Raw genomic sequence first — 17202 nt, 5'->3', positions numbered from 1 at the left:
ACCATGAAAACAGTGGCTGTAATCGATTATGGAATGGGAAATCTGCACTCAGCCAGTAAAGCTCTGGAGCATGTTGCAGGTAGAGATACCAGAGTAGTGGTCACCTGCGACCCCGGAACCATCCTGCAGGCAGACCGGATTGTCTTGCCGGGCGTTGGTGCGATTCGCGACTGCATGGCAGAAATCCGACACAAAGGTGTAGACGACGTTGTCAGGGAAGTTGTGGCATCGGAACGCCCGCTGCTGGGTATTTGCGTGGGTATGCAGGTCATGCTGGATCATAGTGAAGAAAATGGCGGCGTTGAATGTCTGGGGGTGATGTCAGGAAACGTGAAGTTCTTTGGTCGTGGCTTAAAAAGCACTACGGGTGAGAAACTGAAGGTTCCCCACATGGGTTGGAGCATGGTCGATCAGCATCAGCCCCATGCGTTGTGGGAAGGCATTGAAAACAACGCGCGGTTTTATTTTGTCCACAGCTACCACGCTCACGCCGTTGACGATGAGGTTGCGGTGGGTCGTTGTGACTACGGTGTGAATTTTGATGTTGCACTGGCAAGAGATGCCATTTTTGCCGTGCAGTTTCACCCGGAAAAAAGTGCTGCCAGTGGTTTGAAACTGCTGGAAAACTTTTTACAGTGGACTCCCTGAACGGTTCTTTTGAAAATGGATGAATGGCCTCCCATGAGGGACCTGGACCCACCTCCGGGCCGGGATGAAAAGAACATAGCCATGCTGGCACACCTGTTGCCATTGCTGGGTTTTATGATTCCGGGCATGAACATTGTTGTGCCGCTGCTGATCTGGCTCACCAAGCGCAATGAGTCGGCTTATCTTGACCATCATGGCAGGGAAGCGCTGAACTTCCAGATATCCCTGACCCTGCTGGCAGCGATGTGGTTTGCCCTGAAGATGATCATTGTCGGGCTGTTTCTACTGCCCCTTGTGCCGGTGGTAGTTATTCTGGCGTTGATGCTAATGATTCGTGCTGGCCTTAAGGCCAGTGGCGGGAATTATTACCACTATCCGTTCTGTGTACGGTTTGTGAATTAGAAACTGAAGGCTGTGTATGGGTTTAGCAAAAAGAATAATTCCCTGTCTTGATGTTGAAAACGGTCGGGTGGTGAAGGGTGTCCAGTTTGTGGATATTCGCGATGCCGGAGACCCGGTGGAAGTCGCTCGCCGTTATAACGATGAAGGGGCTGATGAGATCACGATTTCTGGACATTACTGCCACTCATGAAGGTCGTGATACAACGGTTCATACGGTGGAACGTATGGCCAGCGAAGTGTTTATTCCTCTGACGGTAGGTGGCGGGATTCGCAAGGTAGAAGACATTCGTATTATGCTCAATGCCGGAGCTGACAAAGTCAGCATCAATACGGCAGCTGTCTTTAATCCGGCGTTTGTTCAGGAAGCCGCCGACCGTTTTGGATCGCAATGTATTGTGGTAGCAATCGATGCCAAGAAAGTGAGTCGGCCCGGCGAAGATGACCGCTGGGAAATCTTTACCCACGGTGGCCGCAAGCCTACAGGGTTTGATGCGGTTGAGTGGGCGATAAAAATGGAGCAGCTGGGAGCCGGTGAAATCATGCTCACCAGTATGGATCAGGACGGTGTGAAGAGTGGTTATGACCTTGGCGTCACCCGGGCTATTTCCGAAGCACTGACTATTCCGGTTATTGCTTCAGGTGGTGCAGGGAATCTGGACCATCTGGTGGATGGTATTCAAAAAGGTAAGGCGGATGCGGTTCTGGCGGCGAGTATTTTCCACTTTGGGGAATACTCGATTCCTGAAGCCAAGCAATACATGGCAGAACGTGGTATTGAAATGAGGCTGTAATGGTTCGTTAAGAAAATGCTCCCATGACTTCACATGGGAGCTGTTTTCTCAAACCGCTTTAACGCATCTTGAAGCCTTTGCTGGCAAGAAATGCTTTCATGTGTGGGCGAGACTCCTTTCCAAGCAGGGCTGACATGTCCTGACTCCAGACCCGGTTCAGCTTACCTTTGGTACGCTGATGATAATAGTGACGCATGGTTTCATCGTATTCGGCCAGAAGCTGTTCATCCACAGGCTGATACTCTTCTTCCATTAGCACCATATCAACAGGCAGGCGGGGCTTAAGCTCCGGGTTCTGGTCCGGATAGCCCAGGCACAGTCCAAACACCGGATAAACATTCTTTGGAAGATTAATCAGTTCACTGACTTTTGCCGGATTGTTGCGAATGCCTCCAATATAACAGATGCCCAGTCCTTCAGACTCAGCAGCCACCACGACATTCTGGGCAAACAGGGCCACATCAATGGTTGCGATCATGAAATGTTCGGTCATACCGTCAGCCAGTTGCTGACCTTCTTTTTCGCAACAGACGGCTGAACGGTTGAGGTCGGCACAGAACACCAGAAACTCAGCGGCACTGGCAACATAAGCCTGTCCTCCCGCCAGGTCAGCCATGGCTTCACGGGTTTGAGGATTGCGTACACGAATAACGCTGACACCCTGGAGGTTGCTGGAGGTGGCGGCACTTTGTCCGGCGCTGATCAGCTGGCGTAATAAAGTGTTATCAATTGGCTGGTCGGTAAACTTGCGAATTGAACGATGCGACTGCAATAACTCGATAACGGATCGGTTCATACTTATTCTCTTTCCAGTTCCCTGCTCAGGTTATAAGCCTGTTGATTGATCTTTTTTTTCTGTTCTTCGGCAATACCAGTTATCTGAACAATGTCTTCTGCATGTTCAGAAGCACTGAACTCTGCCAACTCCGTCGGCAACCAGCTTAACTGCTCTTTCAACATATTCAAACCGTCTTCTCCCGGCAAGCTGGCAAGCATTAATGCGTTGCCGGCGGCACTGTCTACGTCGCTGGGAGATTCGTCTCCGGGAAAATCCGGAATATCATCGCTAACACAAAGCCCGATACCCACCTGAACTTTGACAATGGCATTCTCACCAATCACCCGGCTGACCGATTCAATTAACAGGCAGCAGCTCAGGGCATCCTGTGCAAATTCGCTGCTTTCGAAACTGGAAAAACGTATATAGGCATTACCTTCGGGGGTGTAGCTTATTTCACCGTTATAAAGGCTGGCAGCCTGTTCGATAGCGAAGGTGTGAGTATGGAGAATATCCATCATGTCCTGATGGGAAATCAACTGGCGCAAACGTGGCAGGTTTTTGTTGCGTATACAGACGACCACAGACGTTTCATCCTGCTCAGCTTCCGGCTCTTCATCTTCGGGCTGACTGTTGGCCAGTTTTTCAGTGAGCTGCTGTTCCACAAAGTGTGCCAGCTGGTTCAGTTCATTACCGGATTCATCCCGTTTAACAAGCGGCGTCTGCAACAAGCTTCTTAATTGCCGCAACACCAGTTCAAGCCTGCTGCTCAGTGTTGTGGCATAAAATTGCAGAAAAATCAGCGCGGCAACCAGCAGGATAAGACTAACGGCAGTAATCACCACTAACGCATCGCGGGCGTTTTTGGTTAACAGGGCTTCATCCAGCTGCAGGCGTACATAACCCGCAATAACATCCTGATAGTGTATGGGTGATGAATAGGTCTGTCCGGAAACCGTCGTAGAATCTTCACTTTCTGAGCTGGCAATTTTACGATTATCAATACTGTAAATCGCAGCCCTCGCAACGTAAGGCGTCTGTACCAGCTGATTAAGAAGAACGCTAAGACTTAACCGGTCTCCGGTGACCAGCATATCGGTGGCTGCACTGGCTGTTTGCTGACTCAGTAAAACGCCAATGGTGTCAGACTGATGCTGGCTGGCAGAGTTCATTTCTGACCGGATAATCATGCCGCTGCTGCCGACCACGGCAATAAAAAACAGGCTGAAAATCAGCAGTAACTGGTTTCGTATCGACAGTGAATACAATCGATCGGTGATGTGTTTGATGAACGTAATCGGCGATTGCAAAGCCGAATCTCCTGAGAATAGAGGCGAATTTATCTTCTATGATGACAGGCTGCCCGGAAGAATAAAGTGATGAGCTTCAATTTATGCTGCAAATGATTGCCCGGCCGGTTTTGTATTGTCAGGTGCTTAAACCCGCCGCTGAGTGGGTTACAATACTTGCAGATAAATAAAATTGCCGGATAAAAAGTGAGCGAAATACTGCTGATTAATGTCACCGGGCAGGATAAACCCGGGCTGACCTCTTCCATTACATCCATTATGGCTGACTATGGACTGGAAATTCTGGATATTGGCCAGTCGGTTATTCATGACACATTAACCTGGGGGATTCTGGTTCGTCTGCCTGAAGGAAAGGAAGCTGCACCGGTTATTAAAGAATTGATGTTCCATTTCCATGAACACAATCTGCAATTTAACTATCAGCCCGTTTCTGATGAAAACTATGAACACTGGGTCAGAGAACAGGGGAAAAAGCGTTATATTCTGACGTTGCTGGCCCGGCATGTATCCGCTGAACAGATTGCCAGGGTGTCGAGTATCACGGCAGAACACGGGTTGAATATTGACGATATCCGTCGTCTTTCTGGACGCCGTTCCCTGAAACAGGAGGAGCAGGGTAGCCTGTCCTCCTGTCTGCAGTTCTCTGTTCGTGGCACATCCCCTGATCTGGCTAAACTCCGTTCTGACTTTTTGCATATCTCGTCTGAGCTGGATGTCGATGTTGCTTTTCAGGAGGACACGGTCTTTCGCCGGAACCGGCGTCTGGTTGTGTTTGATATGGACTCAACCCTTATTGAGGCCGAAGTGATTGACCTGCTGGCCGATGCTGCCGGAGCCGGGGAGAAGGTAGCAGAGATAACAGAGCGGGCAATGCAGGGCGAACTTGATTTTAACGCCAGTTTCCGTGAACGTCTGGCCATGTTGAAAGGGCTTGATGAGTCGGTGTTGCAGGACATTGCAGAAAAACTGCCAATGACAGAAGGGGCTGAGCGGCTGATCAACAGCCTGAAGGCGCTTGGTTATCGAACCGCCATATTGTCTGGAGGGTTTACCTACTTTGCCCGGCATCTGCAGGAGCAGCTGGGCATCGACTATGTGTATGCCAATGAGCTGGATATCAAAGACGGCAAAGTTACGGGTAAAGTGAAGGGTGATATTGTGAACGGTGAACGCAAAGCCAGCCTTTTGCAGAACATTGCCGTTAAAGAAGGTGTCGAACTGGAACAGGTTATCGCTGTGGGCGATGGTGCCAACGACCTGCCTATGCTGAGTGTTGCGGGTCTTGGTATTGCTTTTCGTGCCAAGCCTCTGGTGCAGAAAAATGCACGACAGTCTATTTCTACTCTGGGACTGGACAGCATTCTCTACCTGTTGGGCTTCAGAGAAAAGGATCTGGAGTTTTTAAACCGTTAACGTTGTTGGTTCAGGCATTAAATCTTTACGAGCCATATTCCTCCCTGCTTTGCAACGAACTCACTCCAACCGAACTAAGACTGATACCCCGGAGCTTGCTCCGGGAGTGGCGTTAACGCAAGGCTTTTAATAATCGTCTACTCTCTTTCGGTTGATCTGTCTCTTGCAGATGAGAGTCAAATGATAAGAAGAAAACGGTTATTAACCACAAGAACAATCTATATCCGCTGCCTGATCCTTTACACCAGTTTATTGTTAACAGGCACCACTGATGCCTTTTCGGAAGCAACTTTTTCTGCCACCCAGCTTTTCAGGCTGCTCTCTGTACAATATGACATCAGTACAGCTTTGAAAGGGGAGTATGATCAGTTAATACATTTCATAGCCTGCAACGCCTTAAAGCCGGATGATGTTATTAACAGACCTGACCCAAACACCCCTAATGCCTCCAACACACCAGATTGTCAGGCAGAGGGGCAGGTCGCCCGGACTACCAGATCTTTCAAGGAACTTTCTTTATCTCAAACAAACGGAGCAGGGCAAGGCAAGGATGAGCAAACCGTAGAAAATCTTAATCATTTACTATTTCAGCTGGATAGTCTGGAAAAAACGATGGCTAAGAACCCCGGGTGGCTATTAGTTCTCTTGTGGGATATTGATGGAACGGTTCTCTATAAAGACCTTACTGAGACAGAGTTGCATGCTAAGCTGGCCGATGCACTCCTGATATTACGGCAGAATAAGCAGCTGTTACTCATCTACAATACGGCTCGTAACTATTATGAACTTTCATTTCGCAACTGGTCACGCCCCTATCCTGAACCTGATATAGTGATTGCCGGAGAAGGCTCCCGCTACTTCTTTAATTGTTTTACGAAAAATCCACTTTTTGGTGAAAAAATACCTGTATTCATAAAGTCGCACTACGGGATCTATTTCAATGATTCCTACTGGGATTTGATCAGGCCTGCTGGTTGTACAACGACTGTCAGCGCTCGTTCATTGAAAAACGAATGTCCGTTTTTTGCCGTTGACAGTATATCCAGCACAGTTGAAAAACTGGAAAGTATCGTAAAGACAGAACCTGAGTACCGGTATTGGCAGCAATCTGCTGATTTCGGTTCAACCGTCCTTTTTGCTTACCATAAGTTGATTAATAAAGGTGTTTCCTTTTCCAGGCTAATGAACGCCCTGTCAGAGGAGTTCCCTTCATTCAGAGATAAAATTAAAGTCGTTATTTCTGCGGGAGATTCCCTGCCCGATACGGCAATGATGCATCCTGATATGCACTACCCTTTTGATGACTCTTATCAGGAAACAGAAAGCACCCCCCGGCTGCCCTTGAATACAATATTCGCAGGTGCTGTTTTATCCAAAGCCGGAGAGTTGCAGAGAGAAAGATTTAAGCCTTTGTTTGAAGGTGTTGAAACCGTAAATTCTAAAGTACAAAGCATCCTTGGAATAATAGAGGGTACTGTCACCTTATTGTTAAAACAAACGCCTCTCTGTTTAGCATTGCCATAGCTTTAGTTCTTTTGTGGGAAAAACTCTGATACATCCTTCACAGACAGCGTTTGCCACTGCGGGCAGCCGGTAAAACGCCAGTTCTGAATGATATTATACTGGTCTGTTGTAAAAGACTGTCGGCAGGTATTCAGGAGATAAGCTGACCCCCAGTTTGAGACCCAGCTATATATACTTCTGCCATCGGTCAGTTTCAGGCTGGAACTGGGGGCTCCCCAGTTCGCGACAACTTCTTCGATATGATGTCCCCGCCATGAGTCCATCACTTTTTCAGTGGTACTACAGCCAGCACTGAACGACGCCAATAAAAAACAAGTCGGTTTTATGAAAGGGAACTGCCTGAACACTCTTGCACCTTATAGCGAACTATCCAGAAATCGAAACTGATACTGACTATAGCTCGGTGTTGATTCTATGCACTCCAGTAACTGCCCTTTTATGATTTTTCCACCTTCCAGAAGAATAAACTTCATTCCTGCTGTAAAGGGAATGCGTGGTGTGATCAGAGTGGCCTGACTGTTCAGGGCTGGCATGGCGGGCTGCAGGAAAGCTCTTTGATAATGGCTGGCGTCCCGGGTTTTCTTGAGCGGTGTAATGGCACAGGGTTTGGTATTGGCACTTAGCAACTGGGCGCCAAGCATAATATTATTGTCGTCTATAGAGTGTACCCAGCGAGCACTCGCCAGTATCCAGTTTGTCTGCGTACCTTCCTGCACGGCAATCAGCTCGCCCGGTACCAGAGTTATATCCGGATTCGCTCTCACCTGTAGACAGTAACCGCCAGCACTGGTGTTAAGCACTTTTCCCGAAAAACAGGGGTAAAGTGGTGACCCGGTTGGAGTGGCTTCAAAATCCAGGGAAGCTTTATCTTCGGATGCTCCTGTTTCCTGATCAACGTCATGTACGTCTTCCCAGATGTCGCTTTTATCTGGAATAAAACCGCTTTTTCCCGATTTATGTGAATCTGAGTGTTTTTTGACCAAATCGTCAAATGTCTGTTTGTCTGATAAATAATAATGAGAGGCGCTACTGCCGTAAGCAAATGAACAGCTTTCAGACCCTTCATGACGAATATGTTGCCTTTGTGTTAATGCACCCCAGGCAGAAGCGAGGTGTAGAACCAGGTTCTTTGACAAAGTAGCCGGTTTGTTTTCGTCAATTGAACTGGCCACTTTTTTCAGGTGAGCACTGAGAACCCGGGTATCCATACCTTTTAGTCCCGGATGTTCATTACTGGTTTCGGTTAATGTGTGGTGCAGACCTTCATCGGATAGCGTATTCACCATAAACCAGCAATTCTGGTCCGGCTGGTCGAGAAGTCTGCCATGGGGCGCCCATAAGCACAGGGCTTTATTGACCTGACGAATCTCTGATTGATGTAACTGATTAGAACGGCAATGGCTTAGAAGAAGCATTCGCTTATATTGATCAATAATCGTCAGTTCACGAGCCTTGGCCGTCAGCGGGTCATCAAAGCTGCATTGCAGCATGTCGTTTTCCCCGGCAATGTGAACCAGCTTGTGAGTATCCAGCCACACTGTTGCAGGCATCTCCCGGTAATGCTCCTGCATGAGCAGAAGAAGGCTGTGGCTTTCAGCTATTGCCCGGTGTACTGGCGCTGCCATCAGAGCGCTGTCGTCACTGTTTTTGATATGAATGTCGACAACCGACTTGTAACAGCTGAATAGCAGTAAATGCAGTTGCTGGCATTTTCCCAACAGGGAGATCTGCTGTTCACTGTGGACAATGCCCTCAGTCAGTTCGTTGCGATTTATCTGGTGGGTGATGAAATAAACAACGGGCCTGATCAGCTCAACCAGTCCGAATAGCTCTTTTGACGTCATATTGAGTTTTGCCAGTTCCTTGAGAGCAAAACCCAGTTTTTTGGCACAATCCGGCAGGTTCGTTCTCGGCAATGCCTGAAGCCATTGATTTAATGATTGTGCATCCGCACTACAAAAAGTCAGCGTCTTAAGATTGCGTTCTGGTACCTGCAGCTGAGTCCTTTCAATCTGCGTGTCCATGGAAAAAGTCCTGATTTTGTCGACTGAAAAACGTTCAGGTATTTATTCATCATAAACAGCCGTGAGCGGGGAAACCAATTTTTGTCACCTTTGGTGGTAAAAACTGGTTTCAGGCACTTTCTGATGGTTTTACGGACACTTACCGGATTTATCGGCCTGAGAGGGTTTTTCGGTGCTGCCGTATGACAATTTGCTGTTTCACAACTAGCTTCAGTAAAAAAACTTGTTGGCGCAACGGCAACCATTTTTACACTGGCATCTGGCAATGCACTGGCATTGGTTTCCATGATTCCCGATGCCCCGGCCATTAATGCCAAGGGATATGTGTTAATGGATTATGAATCCGGAGAAATCATTGCCTCCAGCAATCCGGATGAAGAACTGGCTCCCGCCAGCCTGACCAAAATGATGACCGCTTACGTTATTGGTCAGGAGATTAATAATGGACGTCTGGCGTTTGATGACACGGTCACCATCAGGCAGACCGCCTGGCCTAGGAACTTTCCGGACTCCTCCAAAATGTTTATCGAACCGAGTGACGAAATCAGTGTTGCAAACCTGAGCCGTGGCATTATGGTTCAGTCTGGTAAGTTCTGCGGTTCAGGGCGATATGCGCCTGATTTCTGTGGTGATGGGTACGCCAAGCCAGCGGGTACGTCTGGAAGAAAGCCGCAAACTGCTGACCTATGGTTTCGCTTCTTTGAAAGCACTGAACAAGTAAAAATCGGTGAAGCCCTGATGACAGAAAAACTGTGGATGGGTAAAGACGACATGGTTGAGCTGACCGTTGCTGAAGATATCTTCACCGTCTTGCCACGAGGCGCAGCAAAGAAGCTGGATGTTGAATACAGTGTTGAAACGCCGATCAAGGCACCTATTGAAGCAGGGCAGGCTCTGGGTACCGTATCGCTGGATACTGGATGACAAAACCGTAAAAGAGGTTGACCTGGTGTCCGCCAGAGCGATTGAACAGGGTGGCTTGTTTGATCGGTTGGTTGATACCGTTAAATTGTTTTTCTTCAATTTGAAAGAAAGTCTGTTTGCGTAAGCAGGCTTGTCTTTTTAACAAATGATGGCGTCAGAGCGAGTCATGAGAGAGCTTTTTTGATGGACTGGTATTTCTCAAGGTTTGCTTTGTCTCCATCAAAGCCCTCAATATGCCCATTGAGCATAGCCAGTTCAAGGTCATAAGTATTGAGTGGTTCCAGTCCTGCGGCACTGCTCTTGCTATTGAACTCATTAACTGCCTGTTTCAATTCCTTCTGGGCCAGTTGCAGTTCCAGGCTTGCTTCCCTTCTTTCTCTGGAATTACGGGGGTGAGCCTGCATGTCCGCTTTAGTTTTAACCACGGTCATAAGGACCTTGTCGAGGGTTTTGAAGCTGTCACTAACACCGGGTTGGTTTTTTAGGGCATGAAGGGTTGTATCTGCCTTGTTGCGAGCCGATGAATTCTGTTTAACCGGGTTCGCAGCGGCCCGGGCTGTTTTTTTATTTTTGCTGCCGGGCTGCATGAGCTTTGGCTCAACAGGAGTTTTGGTAATCTTTCTGTTGCCCAGCGGTGTGCTTGGTGTTTTTTTTGAGAATAAATTAGATATTCGATTTAAAAAACCACCTTCGGAAAGCTTCAGCTTGGCAACTTTGAAGCGTCCAAGTTTGCCCGTGGCATCCGGAGCCTGTGTTTTATCCGGAGCATTATCCCTGGAGATCGGGCTTATTTGTGTAGAACCTATCCTTGCGTCAGGCATTGTGTCTGGCTCTTAGGGATTGTTTTTCTACTATCGGCTTGAGCTACGTTCTGATTAGGACGTCAAATGACGTTTCCTTGGGCGCTAATGCAAAGACGCTATCTATTTACCATACTTGTTCTCTAACAACGACTAACAATAGAAGAGAGTCCTGATATGAGCCGCGAAACTCATTTACTTTCATCCGCGATTGAAACAATTGGCAACACTCCACTCGTTGAACTCAGTCGACTTACACAAAATTATAATGGCCGTATTGTTGCCAAACTTGAATTTCTTAATCCCGGCTATTCTAAAAAAGACCGAATTGCCAGGCAGATCATAGAAGATGCTGAAAATAATGGTGTGTTGCAACCACGCCAGCCTGTTATTGAATTGACTAGCGGTAACACAGGCACAGGCTTGGCTATTGTCTGTGCAGCAAAAAACTATCCCTTTATTGCAGTTATGTCGCGAGGCAACTCTATTGAAAGAGCGCGTATGATGAAAGCACTTGGAGCAGAAGTTATTTTAGTGGATCAATGCCCGGAATCTACACCTGGCCAAGTTTCTGGTGCTGACCTTGAATTAGTTAATAAACGTGTTATTGAACTCATTGAAGAGCGAGGTGCTTTTCGCGCAGACCAGTTTAAACTGGAAGGCAGCTGGCGTGCTCACTACATCAATACTGGCCCCGAAATCCTGAGACAAGCAGGGGCAATAGATGCATTTTGTGATTTCGTAGGTTCTGGTGGCACTTTTGCAGGGTGTAGCAAGTTCTTCAAAGAAACAAATCCAGCCATCAACTGCTTTATTGTTGAGCCCTCCAGTGCCGCGGTCCTGAAAGGAGAAAAAGTAACCAATCCCAACCACCGTATCCAGGGAGGGGGTTATTCAATGCCTCAGTTAACGTTAATTGATACTAAAAATATTGATGGGTTCATTAAAGTATCCGATGAAGATGCGATCTATTGGACACGCCAACTGGCTCAAAAAGAAGGATTGTTTGCCGGGTTTAGCGCAGGTGCCAATGTAGCCGCAGCGATTAATTTATTGCAAACAACCCATGCTGGAAAAACTATTGCGGTTTTGCTTTGTGATTCTGGACTCAAATACTTAAGCACAGATTTGTGGCCTGAATAGTTTGGTCATTCAGAGGTTGGATCTCAACATAAGTGAAAGTGCCTTAACTGAATAGGGCTACCACATGGCAGCCCTTTATCAGTCAGCTAAATTATTTCGCAACAGGATGTGGCGTCGCTTTTGATCTTTCCTTATATTCCTTAACCAGCTTAAATACAACAGGGCTCAGAAGACCCAGTGCAATGAGGTTAGGAATAGCCATCATAGCGCTCAGGGTGTCGGCAACCAACCAGATGAAAGTCAGTTCAACCGTCAGGAGCTGAATTTACGGTGAAACGAAGCTACTCCAGTGCATCATGAAAAAATACATTATCGATTTAGCGTTGTTTATTTGTTTGTTTTACTTCGACTGTCTCGTCTGGGCAAACAATAGCACTTTAGAATCAGAACATTTTTTCCCTGTATGTTGTCCGTTACAACTGCAGGCAGAACGCAATCTGGATAACGTCCCGGAAAGTCAGAATGAAGTCGGTAGCCAGTTATTTTATGACGGCTCCATTTCTGTGGTGGACTGTACGCATCCGGGGACGATGGATGGCTGTACCGACTCTGGTCAGCCTGTCTGCCTGTTGTTACCGAAGCTGTTAACAGGCGAGCAGGCGGATAACGTTATGGACAGCGAGGCCAGGGACTCCGCACTGTATCGGCAACAGCAGCTTTTAGCTTCTGCATTGTTTTGTTTTTTTGTCGCGACCCGGATTGTGTCCGGCAACTCTCGTGTTTCACCACTTTTCAACGCTCTTGCTACGGGGCCTGCAAGTGTCTACCTGTATTCGACCGGGAACCAGACACTGTCTGAAGTCGTAGCGGCACCTCCGTCCTTTGAGAATAATGCTGAAAACCTGCTCCCTCTTGTTATATACGCTTATTCAGCCTATGAAATGCTGTTTTCATGGTACGAAAAGGAAAATATATTTGTGCTTCACGGATTCATCATCTTTGCTGGTAGCACAGTATCTCACTACACAGGCAAGTTAAGGCTAGCGATTTTTGGTATGGTCGTCGAATCTTCACAGGTCTTCTACAGTGCCGGAGTACTCTACAAAGAGCGTTATTTAGCTAAAGGAAGCAAGCGTCCACTGGGGTTCTTTATTCCTTTTACTCTGGCTTTCTTTGGCAGCCGCCTTGTCGTTATTCCCTATGAATCTTACAGGTTCATCAAAGACACCTACCTGAATAAAGAGGAATATAATAAAAACCCCATATTATCTAATGTAATCGTTGCGGGCGGCATGGCTCTTAACCTGATGAACCTTTATTGGGGGTATATGATCATCAAAACCGCGTGGCAGCGTTTTTCTCCAGTATCAAACTAGATCCTGCCAACTTTGCTTTTCCGGAGCCTGACGAAGCTGTCACAAAAGCCCCGGAGTGACCAGCAAGGCAGAAGACTCAGCTTCTGACTGAAGGGAACGTAATTCATTCACTCAGTGGAATGATAGTTTTGCTGGTTTTCCCGGCAATCTCCTGAACCAGCTTGGGAACAAGATAGCCGGAACAGCGCTGCATCATACCCCTGACCAGGTCTTGAGCCGATTCTCTGGAAATATCAAAATGCGCAGCCCCCTGTACTTTATCGAGCAGGTGCAGGTAGTAGGGCATAGCGCCAGCATCGAACAGTGTTTCGCTCAGTTCAACCAGTGCATCGACGCTATCATTAACATTTCTCAGGAGAACCGCCTGGTTCAACACGGTAGCACCGGTTTGTTTCAGTCGGGCAATGGCCGCTCTGACATTGCCATTGATCTCATTAGCGTGATTGCAGTGCAATACAATAACGGTCTTTAATCGAGTTGAGCCAAGCCAGTCCAGCATGTCATCGGTAACCCGGTCGGGCAGAACAATAGGCAGGCGGGAGTGGATTCGCAGCACCTTAACATGCGGAATGTCTGCCAGTGCTTCAGTTAACTGCTGTAAACGGCGGTCACTGGCTGCGAGAGGATCACCGCCGGACAGGATAACTTCCCGGATAGAATCGTCATTCTTTATATAGTTCAGGGCTTCTTCAAGATGACGGCCGCTCAGCTGATTGTCCTGATACGGAAAGTGCCGGCGAAAGCAAAACCGGCAATTGACAGCACAGGCACCACTGGTGATCAGCAATAAACGCCCATGGTATTTATGGATAACCCCTTCGGTTGGATTTTTATCCTTTTCGCCCAGTGGGTCGATTCCAAAGCCTGCAACCTCCCGAAGTTCCTGTTCCAGAGGCAACACCTGCTTTAACAGTGGGTCATTCGGGTTGCTGTACTCCATACGTGCTATATATGAACGTGGAATCCGCATGGCAAACGTTTTGCTGGCACTGATAGCTGCAGGTAAAAAGGACGGGTCCAGACCCAGAATTTCCAGCAGTTCTTCTGGTTGAGTAACACAGTTTGCCAACTGCATTTGCCAGCTGTCAGACACAGTCTGTTGGTTGCCGGTATGCACACCGGGTGCGGAACGGGTTATCATAGAGGTTTTTGTATTCACTGGTAGCGACTGATGGCTAGTTATAGTACCAACGAGTTTCGTTCAGGACTTAAAGTAATGCTCGAAGGTGACCCATGCGTCATGATCGAGAACGAGTTTGTTAAACCCGGTAAAGGCCAGGCCTTTAACCGCGTTAAGTTCCGTAACCTGATGACTAACCGGGTTTGGGAACGCACCTTCAAGTCTGGCGAAAGCATCGAAGCGGCTGACGTAATGGACTATGACATGGAGTACCTGTACACCGACGGTGAATTCTGGCACTTCATGATGACAGATGGTTCTTACGAGCAGCACGCTGCCAGCAAAGCGGCGGTGGGTGACACCATCGACTGGCTGAAGGAACAGGAAGTATACAGTGTAACGCTGTACAACGGCTCCCCACTGTCCGTATCTGCTCCTAACTTTGTTGAGCTGCAAGTTGTAGAAACTGACCCGGGCCTGAAAGGTGATACTGCCCAGGGTGGTTCCAAACCAGCCAAGCTGTCTACTGGCGCAACCGTTAAGGTGCCACTGTTCATTGTTGAAGGTGAAGTGCTGAAGATCGACACCCGTACTGGTGAGTACGTAGGTCGTGTGAAGTAAGCATTGTTGCTTCATATAAACAGCCATGAGCGAGGAAATGCAGTTTTCATCACCTTCTGGCGGTGAAAATTGCATTTCCATATAAAAAGGGGAAACTGTAAATGGCTTCCCCTTTTCTGTTGTTCTGACTCAATGCAGGTTTTTTAACGACTTTGTCTGATCAGCTGAACAGCATTTTTTCCGTTAAGGCTGCCATTCAGGGTGATTGATCCAGATAACTGGCCATTGGTGTGAGTCAGCTGCATGCCTCCTGTCAGTCCTTTGGGAGTAGCTGCCGCCTTTTTAGATTCAGGGCCGAAACAGATATTAATCTGATTTCCCTGACAGATAGCTATTCTTTCGGGTTTCTTTCCATGCCCTTTATGTGGTCCTCCGGGACGACGATGCTTGCCTTTATGGTCTCTATGATGGTGTCCATGTGCATCTGGCTTCATGCCTCTTTTGCCATGACGAGAGTCACGCTTGGGACGTTTAGCAGTAACTATAAAGTCTCTGTTTCCAGCTTTATCTTTAATGAGCATCCTCGCAGACGCATTCTTGACAAAGACCAACAGCGTATAATTGGAGGCGGTTGAGAGTCTGCCGCTCAACTCATAGACTCCATCGGGAATAGAGCATGCGGCAGGTGCCTGAGGGCTGTTGGGTTTAGAGTAAGGGCAGGCAATGGCTAATGTGGGCATCAGGCTTATTGCCAGAATCGCCGGGATTTTCTTGAACAACGTCATATTCACTTCCTTGTTACAATCAATTGCTTTTTCAGTATAGAAATGAACCCTATATATGATTCAAAAACAGGAGTAATAAGCCGATGATCGGCGATAACTGGCAACCCTCCGCTTCATTGGTGACGCTGCGCAGAAGAGCAGAGCTACTTAAAGGTATACGGCAGTACTTTGACAGCCAGTCAGTTCTGGAAGTCGAAACTCCAATGCTTTCAGGTGCAGCAACCGTTGATGTATTTATTGATAGCTTTCAGGTTCAGTACAAACCTCTGGGAGAGGGGCAGCAAAAGGTTTGCTATCTGCATACCTCGCCAGAGTTTGCGATGAAAAGGCTGCTGGCTGCAGGCAGTGGCGATATTTACTCCCTGGGCAGGGTATTTCGCAACGGTGAAGCTGGAGGGCGACACAATCCTGAATTCACCATGCTTGAGTATTATCGGGTTGGGATGGATCAGCAGACTCTAATGGACGATATAACAGCCTTACTTGGTTCTGTCTCTGCATTTGTGGAAGTTAACCGGGTAAGTTACCGTGAAGTATTCAGCCAGCATCTTGGAATAAACCCTCATACAGCAACTCTAAGTGATCTGACAAAGCTGGTTCATCGCTATGTGGATGCCCAGTTAAACGATCTGGAGCGGAATGACTGCCTTGACCTGCTGTTTTCTACCGTTATCGAACCCGGTCTTGGGAAAGACTCTCCAGAATCTCTGGCTGGCGTTTATGTCTATGACTACCCTGCCAGCATGTCAGCACTAGCCCGAATTCACAAAGATAAAGAAGGGCATGAGGTGGCAGCCCGGTTTGAGTTGTTTATTAATGGTGTCGAGCTGGCCAACGGTTACCACGAGCTTACCGATGCCATGGAGCAGAAAGCCCGCTTCATGAACGAGCAGGACAAACGGCAGGCTCAGGGATATCCCGTTTATCCTTACGATCAGAATCTGATTGCTGCTTTGGAGCATGGATTACCAGACTGTGCTGGAGTTGCTATTGGAATAGATCGACTTTTGATGCTGATGCTCGGAAAGAAAGCGATTGCAGATGTTGTCTCATTCGATTTCCATAGAGCCTGAGAGTATTGAAGCGCCCTTCCTATATAGATGTAGAAACTCCATTTTTCAGAGTGCTTTCTTCCGGTGCGATAAGGCGCGATTAATTTTCAATTACTGCTTGCCATAGGGTAATTTCTGCGTATACTACGCCTCCACTGATCGGGACATCACTTCCAAAGCCGCTTCGAACGAAGCCCATCTGAAGTTTCAGTCACGAACCCATAATTTGATTTTCCTCTTAAACATTAAGTGGTTGACATCAAAAACGGATTCGCTAGAATGCACCGCCGCTGACCAAGAGTTCAACAACTGCTTCGGCAAACATTGAACGGTTAGCGAGTTCGACAGCATCTTTCTTCTCTACGAAAAATGATCGCTTGACAACGAAAGCCGCCACGGTAAGATAGGCGGCCTTGCTGATCGGCACTGGCTCACTGAGCAGAGCGATTCAGCGGTTCAAACACTCTGGTTTGAACCTGTTCTTTAACAAATTATCAGACAATTCGTGTGGGCGCTTGTGCGATTGCATCAGTCAACAAAGCGAGTTCTTTTCTAAGAGCGGACTTTGAAATGATTTAAAATGCTGATCAAGCAAGCGAACATACTCGTTA

At 47.6% G+C, this 17202-nt stretch carries 16 protein-coding genes and 2 pseudogenes; 10 read left to right on the top strand and 8 right to left on the bottom strand.

Annotated features, from left to right (window positions below):
• The first annotated feature begins 3 nt into the window (after nt 1-3).
• The 3 genes and pseudogenes from hisH to hisF all read left to right on the top strand — a co-directional run bounded on the left by hisH (nt 4) and on the right by hisF (nt 1841).
• Nucleotides 4-648 (top strand): imidazole glycerol phosphate synthase subunit HisH, encoded by a 645-nt coding sequence (hisH, locus tag V5J35_RS11585; protein ID WP_354007290.1) that lies wholly within the window; start codon nt 4-6, stop codon nt 646-648.
• 15 nt (nt 649-663) lie between these two features.
• Nucleotides 664-1050, top strand: coding sequence for a DUF4870 domain-containing protein (locus V5J35_RS11580; protein ID WP_354007289.1), 387 nt, complete (start codon nt 664-666; stop codon nt 1048-1050).
• Nucleotides 1051-1066: 16 nt separating this feature from the next.
• Nucleotides 1067-1841, top strand: a pseudogene (gene hisF, locus V5J35_RS11575) (imidazole glycerol phosphate synthase subunit HisF).
• Nucleotides 1842-1899: 58 nt separating this feature from the next.
• On the opposite strand, the gene nfsA reads toward hisF, so the two are convergent.
• Together nfsA and V5J35_RS11565 are read right to left on the bottom strand one after the other, a co-directional pair.
• The gene (gene nfsA, locus V5J35_RS11570) at nt 1900-2637 is read right to left on the bottom strand and encodes an oxygen-insensitive NADPH nitroreductase (RefSeq protein ID WP_354007287.1); all 738 of its coding nucleotides are present in this window, start codon (nt 2635-2637) and stop codon (nt 1900-1902) included.
• Between the two features lie 2 nt (nt 2638-2639).
• Nucleotides 2640-3929, bottom strand: a complete 1290-nt coding sequence (locus V5J35_RS11565; protein ID WP_354007286.1) for an AhpA/YtjB family protein — start codon at nt 3927-3929, stop codon at nt 2640-2642.
• 186 nt (nt 3930-4115) lie between these two features.
• Here V5J35_RS11565 and serB point away from each other — a divergent pair, with 186 nt between their 5' ends.
• The gene (serB, locus tag V5J35_RS11560) at nt 4116-5342 is read left to right on the top strand and encodes a phosphoserine phosphatase SerB (RefSeq protein WP_354007285.1); all 1227 of its coding nucleotides are present in this window, start codon (nt 4116-4118) and stop codon (nt 5340-5342) included.
• Between the two features lie 180 nt (nt 5343-5522).
• Nucleotides 5523-6866 (top strand): hypothetical protein, encoded by a 1344-nt coding sequence (locus tag V5J35_RS11555; RefSeq protein ID WP_354007284.1) that lies wholly within the window; start codon nt 5523-5525, stop codon nt 6864-6866.
• A gap of 356 nt (nt 6867-7222) precedes the next feature.
• On the opposite strand, the gene V5J35_RS11550 is transcribed toward V5J35_RS11555, so the two are convergent.
• Nucleotides 7223-8890 carry a hypothetical protein gene (locus V5J35_RS11550; RefSeq protein ID WP_354007283.1) on the bottom strand — a complete coding sequence of 556 codons (1668 nt, stop codon included), beginning with the start codon at nt 8888-8890 and terminating at the stop codon, nt 7223-7225.
• The gene (locus V5J35_RS11545; RefSeq protein WP_354007282.1) at nt 8830-9177 is read right to left on the bottom strand and encodes a hypothetical protein; all 348 of its coding nucleotides are present in this window, start codon (nt 9175-9177) and stop codon (nt 8830-8832) included. The genes V5J35_RS11550 and V5J35_RS11545 overlap by 61 nt, the downstream gene beginning before the upstream one ends.
• Here V5J35_RS11545 and V5J35_RS11540 point away from each other — a divergent pair.
• Nucleotides 9176-9814, top strand: coding sequence for a serine hydrolase (locus tag V5J35_RS11540; RefSeq protein ID WP_354007281.1), 639 nt, complete (start codon nt 9176-9178; stop codon nt 9812-9814). The genes V5J35_RS11545 and V5J35_RS11540 overlap by 2 nt on opposite strands.
• Nucleotides 9815-9978: 164 nt before the next feature.
• Here the strand turns inward: V5J35_RS11540 and V5J35_RS11535 are convergent, their stop codons facing one another.
• Nucleotides 9979-10635: a hypothetical protein gene (locus V5J35_RS11535; protein WP_354007280.1), complete on the bottom strand. Its 657-nt coding sequence runs from the start codon at nt 10633-10635 to the stop codon at nt 9979-9981.
• 156 nt (nt 10636-10791) lie between these two features.
• Between V5J35_RS11535 and V5J35_RS11530 the strand changes: the two genes are divergently transcribed.
• A complete protein-coding gene (locus V5J35_RS11530; RefSeq protein ID WP_354007279.1) occupies nt 10792-11757 on the top strand; it encodes a PLP-dependent cysteine synthase family protein in 966 nt (321 codons plus the stop codon).
• 91 nt (nt 11758-11848) lie between these two features.
• Here V5J35_RS11530 and V5J35_RS11525 read toward each other — a convergent pair.
• A pseudogene (locus V5J35_RS11525) lies at nt 11849-12004 on the bottom strand (alanine:cation symporter family protein); the annotation flags it as partial.
• A gap of 49 nt (nt 12005-12053) precedes the next feature.
• On the opposite strand from V5J35_RS11525, the gene V5J35_RS11520 reads away from it, so the two are divergent.
• On the top strand, nt 12054-13073 hold the full coding sequence (locus V5J35_RS11520; RefSeq protein WP_354007278.1) for a TLC domain-containing protein: 1020 nt from the start codon (nt 12054-12056) through the stop codon (nt 13071-13073).
• A 103-nt stretch (nt 13074-13176) separates the two neighbouring features.
• On the opposite strand, the gene epmB is transcribed toward V5J35_RS11520, so the two are convergent.
• Nucleotides 13177-14232, bottom strand: coding sequence for an EF-P beta-lysylation protein EpmB (gene epmB / locus V5J35_RS11515; protein WP_354007277.1), 1056 nt, complete (start codon nt 14230-14232; stop codon nt 13177-13179).
• A gap of 12 nt (nt 14233-14244) precedes the next feature.
• Here epmB and efp point away from each other — a divergent pair, with 12 nt between their 5' ends.
• Nucleotides 14245-14814, top strand: a complete 570-nt coding sequence (gene efp / locus V5J35_RS11510; protein ID WP_354007276.1) for an elongation factor P — start codon at nt 14245-14247, stop codon at nt 14812-14814.
• A 143-nt stretch (nt 14815-14957) separates the two neighbouring features.
• Here the strand turns inward: efp and V5J35_RS11505 are convergent, their stop codons facing one another.
• A complete protein-coding gene (locus V5J35_RS11505) occupies nt 14958-15539 on the bottom strand; it encodes a hypothetical protein (protein ID WP_354007275.1) in 582 nt (193 codons plus the stop codon).
• 83 nt (nt 15540-15622) lie between these two features.
• Between V5J35_RS11505 and epmA the strand changes: the two genes are divergently transcribed.
• Nucleotides 15623-16612, top strand: a complete 990-nt coding sequence (gene epmA / locus V5J35_RS11500) for an EF-P lysine aminoacylase EpmA (RefSeq protein ID WP_354007274.1) — start codon at nt 15623-15625, stop codon at nt 16610-16612.
• Nucleotides 16613-17202 lie beyond the last annotated feature (590 nt).

This window comes from Endozoicomonas sp. NE40 (assembly GCF_040549045.1).
GTDB lineage: Bacteria > Pseudomonadota > Gammaproteobacteria > Pseudomonadales > Endozoicomonadaceae > Endozoicomonas_A > Endozoicomonas_A lisbonensis.
This window is presented reverse-complemented; position numbering and strand designations above follow the sequence as displayed.